The following is a 17,857-nucleotide window of genomic DNA, read 5'->3' on the forward strand; positions in this document are numbered from 1 at the left end:
GGAACATGAGTACGCAAGACTTCAAGATCGAAACGCTCGGCATCGTCGGCAGCGGCGCGATGGGGCGCGGCATCGCGCAGATCGCGGCGCTCGGCGGGCTCAGCGTGCGCATCTACGATACGAATCCGAAAGCGCTCGCTGCGGCGCGCGAGTATCTGTCGGACACGTTCGCGAAGCTCATCGCGAAAGGCAAGCTCAAGGAAGCCGACGCGCACGCGGCGCTCGCGCGCATCCGCGATGCGGGCGACACGGGCGAGCTTTCCGATTGCGACGCCATCGTCGAGGCGATCGTCGAGAACCTCGACCTCAAGCGCGAACTGTTTCGCGAGCTCGAAGCCGTGGTCGGCGAGCGCTGCATTCTGGCGTCGAACACGTCGTCGCTTTCGATCACCGCGATCGCCGCCGGATGCGCGCATCCGGAGCGCGTCGCGGGCTTTCACTTCTTCAACCCGGTGCCGTTGATGCGCGTCGTCGAAGTCATCGACGGACTGCGCGGCGACCCGCGCGCAGGCGACGCATTGATGGACCTCGCCCGCCGCGTGGGTCATACGCCCGTGCGCGCGAAGGACATGCCGGGCTTCATCGTCAATCACGCCGGGCGCGGCATGAACACCGAAGGCCTGCGCGTGGCGAGCGAAGGCGTCGCGAGCTTCGCGGAAATCGACCGCATCATGCGCGAGCAGGCAGGCTTTCGGCTCGGACCGTTCGAGCTGCTCGATCTCACCGCGCTCGATGTATCGCATCCGGTGATGGAGTCGATCTATCACCAGTTCTATGAGGAGCCGCGCTTCAAGCCGTCGCCGATCACGGGCACGCGGCTCGCGGGCGGGCTCATCGGGCGCAAGGCAGGCGAAGGTTTTTATCGCTATGTCGATGGCAAGCAGGACGTGCCGCCCGAACCCGCCGCGCCGACCGAACTGCCGACGCGCGTGTGGATCAGCCGCGCATCGCACGAAGGACGCGAGCAAGTGCTGAAGCTGATCGCCAAATGCGATTGCTCGGTGCACATCGACGCGGGCCACACGCCGGAGCCGGATTCGCTCATCATCGTGACGCCGCTCGGTTTCGATGCGACCACCGCCGCGGTCAACGAGCATCTCGATGCGACGCGCGTCGTCGCCGTCGATACGCTCTTCCCGCTCGATACGGTCGCGCGCCGCACGATCATGACGACGCCCGCGACCTCGCCCGAGATGCGCGACGCCGCGCACGCCCTCCTCGCTTTCGACGGCGTGCCGGTCTCCGTTATCCGCGATTCGACCGGCTTCGTCGCGCAACGCGTCGTCGCGACGATCGTCAATATCGGCTGCGATATCGCGCAGCAAGGCATCGCGACGCCCGAGGACATCGATCTCGCCGTGATGCTCGGCCTGGGCTATCCGCAAGGTCCGCTCGCGCTCGGCGATACGCTCGGCGCGACGACGATCCTCACGATCCTGCGCAACATTTGCACCGCGCTCGGCGATCCGCGCTACCGGCCCTCGCCGTGGCTCACGCGGCGCGCGCAGCTCGGACTTTCGCTTACCCATACCGAGGAGCTCAGATGAGCGCCGAACTTCTGACAGACTGTCCTGCGGGCAGCGACACCACGCTCGTGCTCAAGTTGTCCAATCCCGGCGCGCGCAACGCGCTGCATCCGGACATGTACGCGGCCGGCATCGAGGCGTTGAACACGGCGGAGCGCGACAACAGCGTGCGCGCGATCGTGCTGACCGGCGCGGACAACTTCTTCTGCGCGGGCGGCAATCTGAATCGCCTGCTGGAAAACCGCGCGAAGGATCCGTCGGTGCAAGGCGAAAGCATCGATCTGCTGGCGGAATGGATCAGCGCGTTGCGCTCATCGACGAAACCGGTCATTGCCGCCGTCGAAGGCGCGGCGGCCGGCGCGGGTTTCTCGCTCGCGCTCGCGTGCGATCTGATCGTCGCCGCCGATGACGCCCGATTCGTCATGTCGTATGCACGCGTCGGCCTGACGCCCGATGGCGGCGCATCGTGGTTTCTGTCACGCACGCTGCCGCGCACGCTCGCGAGCGAAGTGCTGCTCGAAGCGAAGCCGATCGGCGCGGCGCGGCTGCATGAAGTCGGCGTCGTGAACCGGCTGACGAAGAAAGGCATCGCGCTCGATGCGGCTATCGCGTGGGCCGACGATCTCGGCAGCGTGTCGCCGAAAGCGATGGCGCGCATCAAGTCGCTCATCAACGCCGCCGAGCTGCAGCCGCTCGCCGCGCATCTCGACATGGAGCGCGACAGTTTCGTCGATGCGCTGCATCACGGCGACGCGCTCGAAGGCATCACCGCGTTCCTCGAAAAGCGCCAGCCGAACTATCGCTAAGCTCATGGCTCACTACGAATTGCCGAAGCGCCGGCGCATCTTTCTGATGCGTCATGGAGACGTCACCTATTTCGACGACAGCGGCCGCGCGATCGATCCCGAAAGCGTGCCGCTCAACGAGCGCGGACGCGAGGAAGCGAGCGCCGCGGGCCGCGAGTTCGCCGCGCAGAACGTGCGCTTCGATCGCGTGATTGCGAGCGGATTGCCGCGCACGATCGAAACCGCGCAACGCGTGCTCGACGCGACGGGGCAAAGCATCGACATCGAAGTGTGGCCCGAGTGGCAGGAAATTCGCGGCGGCAAGCTGAAGGATCTGACGGTGTCGGACATCGAGCGCGCGTTTCTCTCGGTGTTCGACGGCGTCGTGCCGGAAGAGACGCAATTCCTCGGCGGCGAAACCATCGGCGAATTGCTCGACCGCGTGCTGCCTGCGGTCGCGCGTCTGCGTGAAGATCGATCGTGGGACACGGCGCTGCTCGTGCTGCACGGTGGCGTCAATCGCGCGCTGCTCTCGCACGCGATCACCGCGGGCGGGCGCGCGTTCTTCGGGCATCTGTCGCAGGCGACGGGCTGCATCAACGCGCTCGATGTCGGCGACAAGCCGGCCGACTGGGTCGTGCACGCGATCAATCATTCGCCGCCCTCGCCGCTGCACGCCGACGTGCGCAATACGACGATGGAACTGCTCTACGCCCAATTCGTTCGCTACAAGGCCGGCGACATGAACTGAAAACCGCAGTCCGGAGGAGACGATGCAGAACAACGAGACGCAAAAGCAGTCCGATTTCTCCGCGTTCGAAGGAACGCGGCCCGTGCAGGACAAACAGCGTTTCGATACCGATGCGCTCGTAGCGTGGCTCGCGGCGAACGTCGATGGCTTCGACGGCCCGTTGACCATCGAACAATTTGCCGGCGGCCAGTCGAATCCGACATTCAAGCTCGTCACGCCCGCGCGCAGTTACGTGATGCGCGCGAAGCCCGGACCCGCGGCGAAACTCTTGCCGTCTGCGCATGCGATCGAGCGCGAGTATCGCGTGATGCACGCGCTCGCCGCCACCGACGTTCCCGTCGCGCGCATGCTCGCGTTATGCGAGGACGAAAGCGTGATCGGCCGCGCGTTCTATGTGATGGAGTTCGTCCAGGGCCGCGTGCTGTGGGATCAGTCGTTGCCCGGCATGACGCCCGTCGAGCGCGCCGCGATCTATGACGAAACGAATCGCGTGATCGCAGCGCTCCATACCGTCGATGTCGAGGCCGCCGGGTTATCGGGCTACGGCAAGCCGGGCAATTATTTCGAGCGGCAGATCGGACGCTGGAGCAAGCAATACGTCGCGTCCGAAACCGAGAAGATCGACGCGATGAATCGCCTGATCGACTGGTTGCCGCGGCATATTCCCGCGTCCCGCGAACCGAAAGTCAGCGTCGTGCACGGCGACTTCCGGCTCGACAATCTCATCTTTCATCCGGCCGAGCCGCGCGTGCTCGCCGTGCTCGACTGGGAACTGTCGACGCTCGGCGATCCGCTCGCCGACTTCGCGTATCACTGCATGGCGTGGCATGTCGACCCATCGCAGTTTCGCGGCATCGCCGGACTCGACTGGGCGGCGCTCGGCATTCCCGGCGAAGCCGCGTACGTGAAGCGCTATTGCGAGCGCACCGGCTTCGCAATCGAAGGCGACTGGAACTTCTATCTCGCCTACAACATGTTCCGCATCGCCGCGATCCTGCAGGGCATCATGAAGCGCGTCGTCGATGGCACCGCCGCAAGCGCGCAAGCCGTCGATGCGGGCAAGCGCGCGCGGCCGATGGCCGAACTCGCGTGGACATACGCACAAAAAGTGGGGACAAGCGCATGAACTTCGACTACACGCCCAAGGTGCAGGCGTTGCGCGAGAAGCTGCTCGCTTTCTTCGACGCGCACATCTATCCCAACGAAGGCGCTTACGCCGATGAGATCGCGGCGAATCGCGCGGCTGGCAACGCGTGGATTCCGACGCGCCTCATCGAAGGCTTAAAGGAGCAAGCGCGCGCCGAGGGACTGTGGAACCTCTTCCTGCCCGCATCGGCGCGTGGCGCGGGGCTGACGAATCTCGAATACGCGCCCTTGTGCGAAATCATGGGTCGCGTGCCGTGGGCGCCCGAAGTCTTCAATTGCAGCGCGCCCGATACGGGCAACATGGAAACCATCGAACGCTACGGCACCGATGCGCAAAAAGCCCAATGGCTCGAGCCGCTGTTGCGCGGCGAAGTCCGCTCGGCGTTTTTGATGACGGAGCCGGAAGTTGCGTCATCGGATGCGACGAACATCCGCTGCAGCATCGCGCGCGACGGCGACAGCTACGTGATCGACGGCCACAAATGGTGGTCGTCGGGCGCGGGCGATCCGCGCTGCAAGGTGTATATCGTGATGGGCAAGACCGACGCCGACGCGCCGAAACACGCGCAGCAATCGATGATTCTCGTGCCCGCCGATGCGAGCGGCATCACGGTGCATCGGCCGTTGAACGTCTTCGGCTACGACGACGCGCCGCACGGCCATATGGACATCACGCTCGACAACGTGCGCGTGCCCGCGACGAACATGCTGTTAGGCGAAGGACGCGGCTTCGAAATCGCGCAGGGGCGGCTCGGGCCCGGGCGCATCCATCATTGCATGCGTCTGATCGGACTCGCCGAACGCGCGCTCGAGTTGATGACGAGACGCACACTCGCGCGCGTCGCGTTCGGCAAGCCGATCGCGCAGCATGGCGTGACGCAGGAGCGTATCGCCGAGGCGCGCATCATGATCGAGCAGGCGCGGCTTCTGACGCTCAAGGCCGCGTACATGATGGACACCGTCGGCAACAAGGGCGCGCGCGGCGAAATCGCGATGATCAAGGTCGTCGCGCCGAACGTCGCGTGCCAGGTCATCGACTGGGCGATCCAGGCACACGGCGCGGGAGGCGTCTGCGACGACTTTCCGCTTGCTTATGCGTATGCATCGGCGCGCACGCTGCGTTTAGCCGACGGCCCCGACGAAGTGCATCGAAATGCGATCGCGAAGCTCGAACTCGGGAAATACGCGTCAGGCGGCTGACGCGCCCGGATCGACAGGATTGCGCAGGCCGAAAAGCGCGGCGGAATCGACGGTCAGCACGAGCTCGCCGTTCTGGTTGTGCGCTTCCCAGCGCGTCTGCACGATGCCGCGATCCGGCTTGCTCTTTGACACGCGCTTGTCGAGCACGCGCACGGTGAGGCGCACGCTATCGCCGACGCGCACCGGCTTGATCCAGCGGATGTTGTCGAGACCGGGCGAGCCCATCGAGGTCGAACCGCGCAACATGTCGCGCACGAGGATGCCCATCATCGCGGAACAGGTGTTCCAGCCGCTCGCGACGAGCCCGCCGAAATGCGACGCCTCGCCCGCCGCCTCCGAGAGATGAAACGGTTGCGGATCGTAACGCTCCGCAAATCCGACGATCTCCTCTCTCGTGAACGTGTGCGCGCCCAGCGTCACGGCGCTGCCGATTTCGAAATCCTCAAAAGCGTAGGTCATGCGTTCTCCTTTACGTGGCGGCAAATTCTGACAACGGAGAACACGGTCGCGCAGAACGCACGGAGGACTGGCGTCGGTGAGAAAAACTGAGGTCCATGCGCAGTGTCTCCTTCACGGCCCCTTCCGGAGCCCGAAAATACACCGCGCAAGAACGTTACTGCAGCGGCTCTTTCAGCGCGTCCGGAACAGGCAACGGCATCACGTCGATCCCTTCTTCGAGCAGCGCGTGCGTCTCTTCGGGCGTCGTGACGCCGCGTATGTTGCGCGCCGGCGCCTCGTTGTAATGAATGCGCCGCGCCTCGTCGGCAAACCGGTCGCCCACGTTTTCGGTCTTCTCGATCAGCTCGCGCATGAATTGCAGCGCGCGCGCCTGCAATGCCGCCGCTTCAGGCGCGGCTTGCGCCCGCGCAGGCTGGGAAGCCGCCTCACCTCGCGCGGACGACAAATTCAAGCGTGGCGCGGACGGCATACGACTCACATCGGTCGCCGAGCAAACCGGACAAGCAACCAGCTTGCGCGACAATTGCGACTCGAACTCTTCGGTCGAGGCGAACCAGCCTTCGAACCGGTGATCGTGCGAGCACTTTAAATCGAGGACCTTCATGCTGATGGGGCTTCGTTGAAGTTTATCTCAAAAACGCGCTTTATGAACGGTCGTTCGCAAATCTGCAGGAATGTGCAGTGGCCGTCAAACGCTGAACTACTCATTCTAGCCGCTCGGCCCGAAGGGCGCCTTCGACGACGCAAAAACGACAAAAGCGGCCATCGAGGCCGCTTTTGCACGCATCCGTGTGACGAGCGCTCAATCCTCGATCGACTCACCAGGCTTCCACTCACCCGAGCGGATCTTCTCCAGCCAGAACACGCCGATGATCGTCTTCACGTCGCTGATGCTGCCGTCCTTCACCCAGGCCATCAACTGCGCTTCGTCGGCGACGAAAGTCTCGAGGAATTCGCCTTCGTCGAGTTTCGCATCGCCGGCATCGAGGCCGCGCGCAAGATAGATGTCGATGAACTCGGTCGAATACGAAATCACCGGATGGATTCGCGTGAGGAACGTCCATTCACGCGCGGTGTAACCCGTCTCTTCCTGCAACTCGCGTTTCGCGCACGTCAGCTCGTCTTCGTCCGGATCGAGCTTACCCGCCGGAAATTCGAGCAGCACGCGGCCCACCGGATAACGAAACTGGCGTTCGAGCAGCACGCGTCCGTCGTCGAAGACCGGGAGAATCATCACCGCGCCGGGATGCTCGACGAACTCGCGCGTCGCGTGCTTGCCATCGGGCAATTCAACGGTATCGCGTTTCAGCGTGAGGAACTTGCCCTCGTGCAGCGTGACGCTTTCGACCTTCTTTTCGATGAGGCCGTCGTCGTTACCGGGAATCGAGGAATGATCTGCCATCTTGAGCCCTGTGCTGTTGAAGCAAACAAGCCGCTGACAGCACGAAGCGGTCAGCGGCGTTTGACGAGATATTGATACGTGAAGCCCGGAAAGGCGAACACGACGAAGAGACTGAAGGTAATGGCATAGAACTGCCATTCCTGATCGAATCGGTTGCCGGCGCGCGCTTCGAGCATGAAGCCGAGCGCACCGACCACAAAGTAAAGAACGACGAGCTCGCCGATGCGAATCCACGCGCTCTTCTTCGCCGCCTTGCGTCCCGTCGACGCCGGAAGCGGCAACGGGACGATGGCGAAGAGGCGCTGATTCAGGAACGGCACGTTGGCGAGAACGAGCGCCAACAGCACGATGAACCAGCCTGCCGCCGACATTACAGCGGCAGCGTATGCGAGATCGCCGTGAGGCACGCGCTCATCAACGGACCCGGCACCAGACCGAGCACCAGAACGGCCAGGCCGTTGAACGCGAGCAGCGAGCGGTTCAGGCCGCCGGCGACGATCGGCGATGCGTCCGTCGGCGCATCGAAGTACATCAGCTTGACGACGCGCAGGTAGTAGAACGCGCCCACGAGCGAGGTCATCACGGCGAGGACGGCGAGCCATGTGAGACCGGCGTTCATCGTCGCTTCGAGCACGGCGAGCTTCGCGTAGAAGCCGACCGTCGGCGGGATGCCGGCGAGCGAGAACATCATGATCATCATGACGAAGGCGAATACCGGGCTGCGCTGATTCAGGCCCTTGAAGTCTTCGAGCATTTCGGCTTCGAAGTCGCGGCGCGCGAGCAGCATGACCACGCCGAAGGTGCCGAGCGTCGTGACGAGATAGATGATGCTGTAGAACATCGCCGAGCTGTATGCGCCCGCCGCACCCGTCAGCTTGCCGTCGACCACGCCGGCGAGCAGACCCAGCAGCACGAAGCCCATGTTCGAGATGGCCGAGTAAGCCAGCATCCGCTTGATGTTCTTCTGCACGATACCCGTGATATTGCCGACGATCAGCGACAGCGCCGCGAGGATCACGAGCATTTCCTGCCAGTCCACCGCGAGCGGCAAGAGGCCCATCACCAGGAAGCGCAGACCCCACGCGAACGCCGCGACCTTCGGTCCGCCGCCGGTGAGCAGCGTCATCGCAGTCGGCGCGCCCTGGTAGACGTCAGGCACCCACATGTGGAACGGCACCGCGCCCATCTTGAACGCCACGCCCGCAACGATGAAAATCGCGCCGAACAGCAGCACGGCGTCGTTGATGCGGCCCGATGCGACGGTCTTCAGCACTTCGTTCAGATCGAGCGAGCCGGTCGCGCCGTAGATCATCGAGATGCCGTACAGCAGGAAGCCGGATGCGAGCGCGCCGAGCACGTAGTACTTCATCGCCGACTCGTTCGACTGCGGCACGTCCTTGCGCAGCGCGATCACCGCGTACAGCGACAGCGACATCAGTTCGAGGCCGAGATACAGCGTCAGGAAGTTGTTGCCCGAAATCATCACGCACTGGCCGAGCAGCGAAAACAGGCCGAGCAGGAAGAAGTCGCCGCGGAACAGGTCGCGGTCTTCCAGATACTTCTTCGAGTAGATGATCGACACCGCGTAGCCGAGACACACCACCGCCTTCATCGCGCTCGCGAACGGATCGACGATATACATGCGCGTGAAGAAGAAATGCGGCGTCGGGTCGAGCGCGGTGACGGCGAACCACACGCCGCAGACGATCGTCGACACGAGCGCGATCAGATACGTCGTGCCGCGGCTCTTCGGGCCGAACATCGTGTCGTTGAGCCAGGCCAGAACGACCGACGCCATCAGGACCGCGTCAGGCCAAAGAATACTCATAGAGGCGTTTTGCATGATCTTTTAGTTCCTCCGCACGACGTTACTGAGCCAGCGGCAGCTTGGACTGCGCGACGTGGGAGAGCAGGTTTGCCACGGATTCGTGCATCACGTCGGTAAAGGGCTTCGGATGCAGGCCCATGTACAGCGTGAACAGCGCAAGGATGGCGAGCATCAGGAATTCACGCCCGTTGATGTCCTTGAGCTTCGCGACGTGGTCGTTCGCGACCGCGCCGAAGTACACGCGCTTGTACATCCACAGCGTGTAGGCCGCGCCGAGGATCAGCGTGAACGTCGCGAGGAAAGCGATCCAGAAGTTGTACTTCACCGCTGCCAGAATCACCATGAATTCGCCGACGAAACCCGAGGTACCCGGAAGGCCGCAGTTGGCCATCGCGAAGAGCATCACGAATGCCGCGAACTTGGGCATCGTGTTCACGACGCCGCCGTAATCTGCGATCTGGCGCGAGTGCACGCGGTCGTACAGCACGCCGATCGAAAGGAACATCGCGCCCGATACGAAACCGTGCGAGATCATCTGGATGATCGCGCCTTCGACCGCGAGCTGGCTCGACGCACCGAACATGAAGAAGCCGAGCGTGACGAAGCCCATGTGCGCGATCGACGAATACGCGACGAGCTTCTTCATGTCGGACTGCACCATCGCGACGAGACCGATGTAGATCACCGCGATCAGCGACAGCGTGATGACCACCGGCGCGAGGAAATGGCTCGCGTCCGGCGCGATCGGCAGCGAGAAGCGCAGGAAACCGTACGCGCCGAGCTTCAGCATGATCGCCGCCAGCACGACCGAACCGCCCGTCGGCGCTTCGACGTGCGCGTCCGGCAGCCACGTGTGCACCGGCCACATCGGCACCTTCACGGCGAACGCCAGGAAGAACGCGATGAACAGCAGCACCTGCGGCGTCATGTCGAGCTTCGCGGCTTGCCACGTCGCCAGATCGAACGTGTGCGTCTGCGTGTAGAGGTACAGCAGCGCGACCAGCATCAGCAGCGAGCCGGCCAGCGTGTACAGGAAGAACTTGAACGCCGCATACACGCGGTTCGGGCCGCCCCACACGCCGATGATGATGTACATCGGAATGAGCGTGGCTTCGAAGAACACGTAGAACAGCAGGCCGTCCGCCGTCGAGAACACGCCGATCATGATGCCCGAGAGGATCAGGAACGCGGCCATGTACTGCGACACGCGCTCGGTGATCACTTCCCAGCCGGCGATCACGACGATCACCGTGATGAGCGCGGTCAGCACGACGAACCACATCGAGATGCCGTCGACGCCGAGGTGATACGTGATGTTGAAGCGCTCGATCCAGTTCGACTGTTCGACGAACTGCAGCGCGGCCGTCGACGTATCGAAGCCGGTGATGAGCGGAATCGTGACGATCAGCCCGAGCACCGAGCCGACCAGCGCGACCCAGCGCGCGGGCGCCGGGTTGCGGTCGTTACCAACTGCGAGCACGAGCAGGCCGAAAACGATCGGCAGCCAGATCGCGACACTGAGAATCGGAAAAGAGTGCATAGGATCCCTCGCCTTATTTGCCGCCGAGCGTCACAAACAGGGTCAAGAGCCCCAACATGCCGATAATCATGGCGAACGCGTAGTGATAGATGTAACCGGATTGAAGGAAGCGGATCACACCGGCGAACCAGCCCATGAACCGCGCACTGCCGTTGACGATGCCGTCGATGACGACCACATCGCCCTCTTTCCACAAGCCGCGGCCGATGGCGACAGCGCCCTTCGCGAACACGACCTCGTTGATCTTGTCGCAGTAGTACTTGTTGTCGAGCAGCACGTAGATCGGGCGGAACGTGCGCGCGACAACCGCCGGCAGGTCCGGACGCTTCATGTAGAAGAACCACGCGACGATCACGCCGAGCGCCGCGAGCCACACCGGACCCGGGGTGATGATGCCGTGCAGCGCCATCGCAATCCAGCCGTGGAACTCTTCGGCCATTTCCTTCAGGCCTTCGTGGTTCTCGGCGATGTAGATCACCTTGTCGAACACGACGCCGTGCGAGAAGAAGTCGCCGTAGATCATCGGGCCGATCATGATCGCGCCGATGATGATCGACGGAATCGCGAGCAGCACGAGCGGCAGCGTCACGACCCAAGGCGTTTCGTGCGGGACGTGAGCGTGTCCGTGACCGTGATCGTCGTGATGACCGTGCGAATCATGACCGTGGCCGTGCGCTTCCGCCTGGCCCATCGGCGAGTCGGGATGCTTCGGACCGCGGAAGCGCTCTTCGCCGTGGAACACCATGAAGTACATACGGAACGAGTACAGCGACGTGACGAACACGCTCGCGACCACCGCGAAATACGCGAAGCCCGAGCCCGCCAGATGCGAGTACTTCACGGCTTCGATGATCGAATCCTTCGAGTAGAAGCCCGAGAAGAACGGCGTGCCGATCAGCGCGAGCGAACCGATCAGCGATGTGATCCAGGTGATCGGCATGTACTTGCGCAGGCCGCCCATGTTGCGCATGTCCTGATCGTGGTGCATGCCGATGATGACCGAGCCCGCGCCGAGGAACAGCAGCGCCTTGAAGAACGCGTGCGTGCCGAGGTGGAACACGGCGACCGGATACGCCGAGACGCCGAGCGCGACCGTCATGTAGCCGAGCTGCGAGAGCGTCGAGTACGCGACCACGCGCTTGATGTCGTTTTGCACGACGCCGAGGAAGCCCATGAACAAGGCCGTGATCGCGCCGATGACCGTCACGAACGAAAGCGCCGCATCCGAATGCTCGAAGAGCGGCGACATGCGCGTCACCATGAAGATGCCGGCCGTCACCATCGTTGCCGCGTGGATCAGCGCGGAGATCGGCGTCGGGCCTTCCATCGAGTCGGGCAGCCAGACGTGCAGCGGGAACTGCGCCGACTTGCCCATCGCGCCGATGAAGAGGCAAATGCACGCGACCGTCAGCAGACCCCATTGCGTGCCGGGGAACGTCATCGTCGCGAGCTTGTCGCCCTGCGCGAACACGTCGCCATAGTTCAGCGAACCGGCGAACGCGAGCAGCAGGCCAATGCCCAGCAGGAAGCCGAAGTCGCCCACGCGGTTCACGATGAACGCCTTCATGTTGGCGTAGATCGCGCTCTCACGCGTGAAGTAGAAGCCGATCAGCAGGTACGACACGAGGCCCACCGCTTCCCAGCCGAAGAACAGCTGCAGGAAGTTGTTGCTCATGACGAGCATCAGCATCGAGAACGTGAAGAGCGAGATGTACGAGAAGAAGCGCTCGTAGCCGACTTCCTCGTCCGCCATGTAGCCGATGGTGTAGATGTGCACCATCAGCGAGACGAAGGTCACGATGACCATCATCATCGCCGTGAGCGAGTCGACCAAGAAGCCGACTTCCATCTTCAGCGTGCCGACGCTCATCCATTCGTAGATGGTCGCGTTGAAGCTCGCGCCGTGCATCACGTCGTTGAAGACGATCGCCGAAAGAATGAACGAGATGAAGACGCCGAGGATCGTGACGCGATGCGCGCCCTTGCGCCCTACCCATTTCGCGAACAGCCCCGCGATCAGACAGCCGGCAAGCGGCGCCAGCGGAACCGCGAGCAGGAGGTTTTCATTGAGTGTCGTGGACATAACAGCCTAGCCTGAAATTAACCTTTGAGCTGATCGAGGTCCTCGACGTTGATCGTGTCGAGGCTACGGAACAGGGTCACGAGAATCGCGAGACCGATCGCGGCTTCAGCGGCGGCGACAGTCAGCACGAAGAACACGAAGATCTGGCCGTGCACGTCGCCCAGATAGTGCGAGAACGCGACGAAATTGGTGTTCACCGCGAGCAGCATCAATTCGATGGCCATCAGGATGATGATGACGTTGCGGCGGTTCAGGAAGATGCCGACGATGCTGATCGCAAAGAGGATCGCACCGAGCACGAGGTAATGGGCAAGACTCAACATATTCGATTTCTCCTTCGCGCTCAGCCCTTGTTGTCGACCGTGCCCGCGCCGATGTTGCCGGTCACGGCAGGTTCCGTGGAGGCGTCGGGCGCCTGCGTTTCGGCCTGCATCTTCACGAGGCGCACGCGGTCTTCGCGGCGCACCTTGACCTGCTGGCTGACGGTTTGGGTCTTCTTGTCCTTCTTGTCGCGGATCGTGAGCGAGATCGCCGCGATGATCGCAACCAGCAGCACGAGGCCGGCGATTTCGAACGCGAAGATGTAGTCGGTGTAGATGACCTTGCCGATCAGTTGCGTGTTCGACATCGCCGCTGCGCCCGTCACCGCCGTCGACGTTTCGGGTGTGATCGTGCCGCCGTAGCCGTGCCAAAGGATCAGCGCGGTCTCGATCACGATGATCGCGCCGACGATGCTCGCGAGCGGCACGAAGCGCCTGAAATCCTTGCGCAGGACATCGATGTTGATGTCGAGCATCATGACCACGAACAGGAACAGCACCATCACGGCGCCGACATATACGAGAACCAGCAGAATCGCGAGGAATTCGGCTTGCAGCAGCATCCAGATCGCGGCCGCGTTGAAGAACGCGAGCACGAGGAAGAGCGCGGACGACACCGGGTTGCGCGAAGTGATCACCTTCAGCGCGGAAACGACCAGCAGCAGCGCGAAGATATAGAACAGTACGGTTGTGAATTCCATGATTACCGGTTCATCGTTAGGCCATCATCAGGCATGGTGTGTCGGCGCTTTCGGACAGGAGCCGCCCTCGGCGCGCGCCGCAGTGTGCCAAACAGCAACAACAAAATCGCTACGGTGCGATGCCGGAACATGAGGCTCGGGCATCGGACGCATATCAACGATAAGGCGCGTCGGCCGCCTTCGATGCGGCGATTTCCGTTTCGTAGCGATCGCCCACCGCAAGCAGCATGTCCTTCGTGAAATACAGGTCGCCGCGCTTTTCGCCGTGATATTCGAGGATGTGCGTTTCGACGATCGAATCGACCGGGCAGCTCTCCTCGCAGAAACCGCAGAAGATGCACTTGGTCAGGTCGATGTCGTAACGCGTGGTGCGACGGGTGTTGTCCGCGCGCGTTTCCGATTCGATCGTGATCGCCATCGCCGGGCACACCGCTTCGCACAGCTTGCAGGCGATGCAGCGCTCTTCGCCGTTCTCATAGCGGCGCAGCGCGTGCAGACCGCGAAAACGCGGCGAGATCGGCGTCTTTTCTTCCGGGAACTGCACCGTGATCTTGCGCTGGAACGTGTAACGTCCCGTCAGCGCAAGACCCTTGAGCAACTCGGTCAGGAAGAAGGTCTTAAAGAAGTTCTGAATAGCATTCATGATGTTTTCGTCCGCGCTCGCTTACTTCCAGATGTTGAGCGGCGACATGATCCAGAAACCGACCACGACCACCCAGATCACCGACACCGGCAGGAACACCTTCCAGCCGAGACGCATGATCTGGTCGTAGCGGTAACGCGGGAATGTCGCGCGCGCCCAGATGAAGACCGACAGCAGCAGGAAAACCTTGAAAACGAACCAGAATACGCCCGGAATGAACGACAGGAAGCCGAACGGTGCATCCCAGCCGCCGAGGAACAGCGTCGCTGCGATCGCCGAGATCACGATCATGTTGATGTACTCGGCGAGGAAGAACAGCGCGAACGCCATGCCCGAGTAATCGATCATGTGACCGGCGACGATTTCCGATTCGCCTTCCACCACGTCGAACGGGTGACGGTTCGTTTCCGCGATGCCCGAGATGAAGTACACGACGAACATCGGCAAAAGTGGCAGCCAGTTCCACGACAGGAAGTTGATGCCCCAGCCCGCGAACATGCCGCGCTGCTGCGAGTGCACGATGTCGGACATGTTCAGCGTGCCCGCGACCATCAGCACCACGACGAGCGCGAAGCCCATCGAGATTTCGTAGGACACCATCTGCGCCGCGGCGCGCATCGCGCCGAGAAACGCGTACTTCGAGTTCGACGCCCAACCCGCCAGAATCACGCCGTATACGCCGATCGACGAAATCGCCATGATGTACAGCAGACCCGCGTTGATGTCGCCGAGCACCGCTTTCGCCTGGAACGGGATCACCGCCCACACGGCGAACGCCGGCACCACGGTCATGATCGGTGCGATCACATAGATCCACTTGCTCGCAGCCGTCGGCTGGATGACTTCCTTGAGCAGAAGCTTCAGCACGTCGGCGATCGGCTGCAGCAAGCCTGCGGGGCCGACGCGGTTCGGGCCGAGACGCACGTGCATCCAGCCGATGAGCTTGCGTTCCCAGAGAATCAGGTAGGCCACGCACAGCAGGATGACCACCGAAACCACCAGGATGCGGACCACCGCCCACACCGTCGGCCATGCGACGCCCAGAAGCTGCGTGCCGCCTGCGTTGATCGTATCGAACAAGCCCATTTTTACGCCTTCTCCACTACCAGTTCACCGAACAGGCCGCCGAGCGCGGCGCCAGCCGTCGTGCCCGCCGACACGCGGACCACCGATTCCGCGAGATTCGCATCGCGGACCGCGGGCAACGTCACCGACAGATTGCCTTGGCGAATACGCACTGCTTCGCCATCCTTCAGACCGAGCTTGTCAAAGAGCGCGGTCGGGAGGCCCGCCACGTTCGCATCGCGTGCGGCTGCCGTCAAATGCAACGAGGGCGCGCGGCGCACGAGCGCATCGGCGTGATAGATCGGCACATCGGCGAGACGCTGCAGGCCGCTGCCGTTCAACACGACGTTCGATGCAGCGCGCTTGGCCTGCACCGTCGTCTTGTTCGACAGACGCGCGGTCAGATCGCCCGTGCCCAACGCCGCGACACGCACTTCGTCAGCGGTGTCGAACTCGAAGCCCGGCAGGCCGAGGATCGTGCCCAGCACGCGCAACACCTTCCAGCCCGGACGCGTCTCGCCGAGCGCGCGCACGACGCCGTTGAACGACTGAGCGGTGCCTTCCGCGTTGACGAACGTGCCCGACGTTTCCGTGAACGGCGCGATCGGCAGCAGCACGTCCGCGTAGTCCATGCCGTGCTTGAACGGCGACATCACGACGACCATTTCCGCTGCCTTGAGCGCGGCGATGGCTTGCGCCGGATTGGCCGTATCGAATTCCGGTTCCGCGTTGAAGAGCACGTAGCCCTTGCGCGGCTGCTCGAACACTTCGCGCGCGTTGAGACCGCCCTCGCCCGGCAATGCATCGACGAGATGCGCGCCGACCGAGTTCGCCCCTTCCGTGAGGAAGCCGAGCGTCGCGCCGGTATTGTCGGCGATCCACTGGGCGGCCGCCTGAATCTGCGCGAAATCCGGATGCTGAACCGCGAGGTTGCCGAGCAGCACGACGCGCTGTTCGCCCGCCGACAGCGACGCCGCGACGTCCTTCGCCGCGGCCGACACTTCGCGACCCGCGAATGCGTCCGGCAGCGCGACGCCGCGCGCTTCCGAAACCGCCGCAGCGATGCCCGCAAGCTGATCGAGCCACGCCGACGGCGCCGCGACCAGGCGATGCGCGGTCGGGATCAGCGAGTCGTCGTTGCTTGCGTTGAGGAACGTGAGCTTCGCGCCGTTTTTCGCGGCCTGACGCAGACGCGCGGCAAACAGCGGATGATCGCGACGCAGGAACGAGCCGATGACGAACGCAGTGTCGATAGTCGACAGATTCGCGATCTTCGTGCCGAGCCACGGCGCGCCGACGCCGACCGGCGCCGAGAAATCGTTCTGACGCAGACGGAAATCGACGTTCGGCGTGCCGACGCCTTCAGCCAGCGTCTTCAGCAGATGCAGTTCTTCGACCGTGCTGTGCGGCGTGGCCAAAGCGGCGATGGCATTCGCGCCGTGATCCGCCTTGATGCCCTTCAGGCCCTTCGCGACGTACTCGAGCGCGGTCTGCCAGTCGGTTTCGATCCAGTTGCCGCCCTGCTTCAGCATCGGCGCGGTGAGACGCTCGTCGCTGTTCAGGCCTTCGTACGAGAAGCGGTCCTTGTCGGAGATCCAGCATTCGTTGATGGCTTCGTTCTCCATCGGCAGAACGCGCATCACGCGGTTGTTCTTCACCTGCACCACGAGGTTCGCGCCGACGGAATCGTGGGGGCTCACCGACTTGCGGCGCGACAGTTCCCATGTACGGGCGCTGTAGCGGAACGGCTTGCTCGTCAACGCGCCGACCGGGCACAGGTCGATCATGTTGCCCGACAGCTCCGAATCCACGGTCTTGCCGACGAACGACGTGATTTCCGAATGCTCGCCACGGCCCAGCATGCCGAGCTCCATCACGCCGGCGACTTCCTGGCCGAAGCGCACGCAGCGCGTGCAGTGGATGCAGCGCGACATCTCTTCCATCGAGATGAGCGGACCGACGTTCTTGTGGAACACCACGCGCTTTTCTTCGCTATAGCGCGACTGCGACTTGCCGTAACCGACGGCCAGATCCTGCAATTGGCACTCGCCGCCCTGATCGCAGATCGGGCAATCGAGCGGGTGGTTGATCAGCAGGAATTCCATCACCGACTGTTGGGCCTTCACGGCCTTGTCCGACGTCGTGCGGACGATCATGCCGTTCGATACCGGCGTGGCGCAGGCGGGAACGGCCTTCGGCATCTTTTCGACTTCGACGAGGCACATCCGGCAGTTCGCCGCGATCGACAGTTTCTTGTGATAGCAGAAGTGAGGGATGTACGTATCGACCTTGTGCGCAGCCTGGATCACCATGCTGCCTTCAGGCACCTCGACCGCCTTGCCGTCAATTTCTAGTTCAACCATGATGGATAAAGATCCTCAACCCTTCTCGAGCGTTGTCGCGCATCT

17 protein-coding genes are annotated in these 17,857 nt (G+C 62.9%); 5 read left to right on the plus strand and 12 right to left on the minus strand.

What is annotated here, in order from left to right:
• The first annotated feature begins 5 nt into the window (after nucleotides 1-5).
• Genes LDZ23_RS08535 through LDZ23_RS08555 form a run of 5 tightly spaced genes read left to right on the plus strand, consistent with a single transcriptional unit; the run spans nucleotide 6 to nucleotide 5,408 of the window.
• The gene (locus tag LDZ23_RS08535; protein ID WP_244807402.1) at nucleotides 6-1,547 is read left to right on the plus strand and encodes a 3-hydroxyacyl-CoA dehydrogenase; all 1,542 of its coding nucleotides are present in this window, start codon (nucleotides 6-8) and stop codon (nucleotides 1,545-1,547) included.
• Nucleotides 1,544-2,332 (plus strand): oxepin-CoA hydrolase, alternative type, encoded by a 789-nt coding sequence (locus LDZ23_RS08540; protein ID WP_244807403.1) that lies wholly within the window; start codon nucleotides 1,544-1,546, stop codon nucleotides 2,330-2,332. Before LDZ23_RS08535 ends, LDZ23_RS08540 begins: the two co-directional genes overlap by 4 nt.
• Nucleotides 2,333-2,336: 4 nt before the next feature.
• Nucleotides 2,337-3,062, plus strand: coding sequence for a histidine phosphatase family protein (locus LDZ23_RS08545; RefSeq protein ID WP_008341696.1), 726 nt, complete (start codon nucleotides 2,337-2,339; stop codon nucleotides 3,060-3,062).
• Between the two features lie 22 nt (nucleotides 3,063-3,084).
• Nucleotides 3,085-4,188, plus strand: a complete 1,104-nt coding sequence (locus LDZ23_RS08550) for a phosphotransferase (protein ID WP_244807404.1) — start codon at nucleotides 3,085-3,087, stop codon at nucleotides 4,186-4,188.
• The gene (locus LDZ23_RS08555) at nucleotides 4,185-5,408 is read left to right on the plus strand and encodes an acyl-CoA dehydrogenase family protein (protein WP_033535770.1); all 1,224 of its coding nucleotides are present in this window, start codon (nucleotides 4,185-4,187) and stop codon (nucleotides 5,406-5,408) included. Before LDZ23_RS08550 ends, LDZ23_RS08555 begins: the two co-directional genes overlap by 4 nt.
• On the opposite strand, the gene LDZ23_RS08560 is transcribed toward LDZ23_RS08555, so the two are convergent.
• The 12 genes from LDZ23_RS08560 to nuoG all read right to left on the minus strand — a co-directional run bounded on the left by LDZ23_RS08560 (nucleotide 5,397) and on the right by nuoG (nucleotide 17,812).
• A complete protein-coding gene (locus LDZ23_RS08560) occupies nucleotides 5,397-5,867 on the minus strand; it encodes a MaoC family dehydratase (RefSeq protein ID WP_244807405.1) in 471 nt (156 codons plus the stop codon). The two genes, LDZ23_RS08555 and LDZ23_RS08560, sit on opposite strands and share 12 nt — an antisense overlap.
• A gap of 154 nt (nucleotides 5,868-6,021) precedes the next feature.
• Complete coding sequence (locus LDZ23_RS08565; protein WP_244807406.1) at nucleotides 6,022-6,471, minus strand: DUF1178 family protein; 450 nt, start codon at nucleotides 6,469-6,471, stop codon at nucleotides 6,022-6,024.
• A 198-nt stretch (nucleotides 6,472-6,669) separates the two neighbouring features.
• The gene (locus tag LDZ23_RS08570; RefSeq protein WP_244807407.1) at nucleotides 6,670-7,269 is read right to left on the minus strand and encodes an NUDIX domain-containing protein; all 600 of its coding nucleotides are present in this window, start codon (nucleotides 7,267-7,269) and stop codon (nucleotides 6,670-6,672) included.
• A gap of 50 nt (nucleotides 7,270-7,319) precedes the next feature.
• Nucleotides 7,320-7,640 carry a DUF2818 family protein gene (locus LDZ23_RS08575; RefSeq protein ID WP_175983173.1) on the minus strand — a complete coding sequence of 107 codons (321 nt, stop codon included), beginning with the start codon at nucleotides 7,638-7,640 and terminating at the stop codon, nucleotides 7,320-7,322.
• Nucleotides 7,640-9,112: an NADH-quinone oxidoreductase subunit NuoN gene (gene nuoN, locus LDZ23_RS08580; RefSeq protein ID WP_244807408.1), complete on the minus strand. Its 1,473-nt coding sequence runs from the start codon at nucleotides 9,110-9,112 to the stop codon at nucleotides 7,640-7,642. Before nuoN ends, LDZ23_RS08575 begins: the two co-directional genes overlap by 1 nt.
• A gap of 25 nt (nucleotides 9,113-9,137) precedes the next feature.
• Nucleotides 9,138-10,637: an NADH-quinone oxidoreductase subunit M gene (locus tag LDZ23_RS08585; RefSeq protein WP_008341712.1), complete on the minus strand. Its 1,500-nt coding sequence runs from the start codon at nucleotides 10,635-10,637 to the stop codon at nucleotides 9,138-9,140.
• Nucleotides 10,638-10,650: 13 nt separating this feature from the next.
• Entirely contained in the window at nucleotides 10,651-12,720 is a 2,070-nt protein-coding gene (gene nuoL, locus LDZ23_RS08590; RefSeq protein ID WP_008341714.1) for an NADH-quinone oxidoreductase subunit L, read from the minus strand.
• 17 nt (nucleotides 12,721-12,737) lie between these two features.
• On the minus strand, nucleotides 12,738-13,043 hold the full coding sequence (gene nuoK, locus LDZ23_RS08595; RefSeq protein WP_007588140.1) for an NADH-quinone oxidoreductase subunit NuoK: 306 nt from the start codon (nucleotides 13,041-13,043) through the stop codon (nucleotides 12,738-12,740).
• Between the two features lie 20 nt (nucleotides 13,044-13,063).
• Complete coding sequence (locus LDZ23_RS08600; RefSeq protein ID WP_008341733.1) at nucleotides 13,064-13,741, minus strand: NADH-quinone oxidoreductase subunit J; 678 nt, start codon at nucleotides 13,739-13,741, stop codon at nucleotides 13,064-13,066.
• 154 nt (nucleotides 13,742-13,895) lie between these two features.
• On the minus strand, nucleotides 13,896-14,384 hold the full coding sequence (gene nuoI, locus LDZ23_RS08605; RefSeq protein ID WP_008341734.1) for an NADH-quinone oxidoreductase subunit NuoI: 489 nt from the start codon (nucleotides 14,382-14,384) through the stop codon (nucleotides 13,896-13,898).
• Nucleotides 14,385-14,405: 21 nt separating this feature from the next.
• Nucleotides 14,406-15,470, minus strand: a complete 1,065-nt coding sequence (gene nuoH / locus LDZ23_RS08610; protein ID WP_008341736.1) for an NADH-quinone oxidoreductase subunit NuoH — start codon at nucleotides 15,468-15,470, stop codon at nucleotides 14,406-14,408.
• A 2-nt stretch (nucleotides 15,471-15,472) separates the two neighbouring features.
• Entirely contained in the window at nucleotides 15,473-17,812 is a 2,340-nt protein-coding gene (nuoG, locus tag LDZ23_RS08615; RefSeq protein WP_175983175.1) for an NADH-quinone oxidoreductase subunit NuoG, read from the minus strand.
• Between the last annotated feature and the right edge of the window lie 45 nt (nucleotides 17,813-17,857).

The organism is Caballeronia zhejiangensis (assembly GCF_022879815.1).
In the GTDB taxonomy this organism is placed as follows: Bacteria; Pseudomonadota; Gammaproteobacteria; order Burkholderiales; family Burkholderiaceae; genus Caballeronia; species Caballeronia zhejiangensis.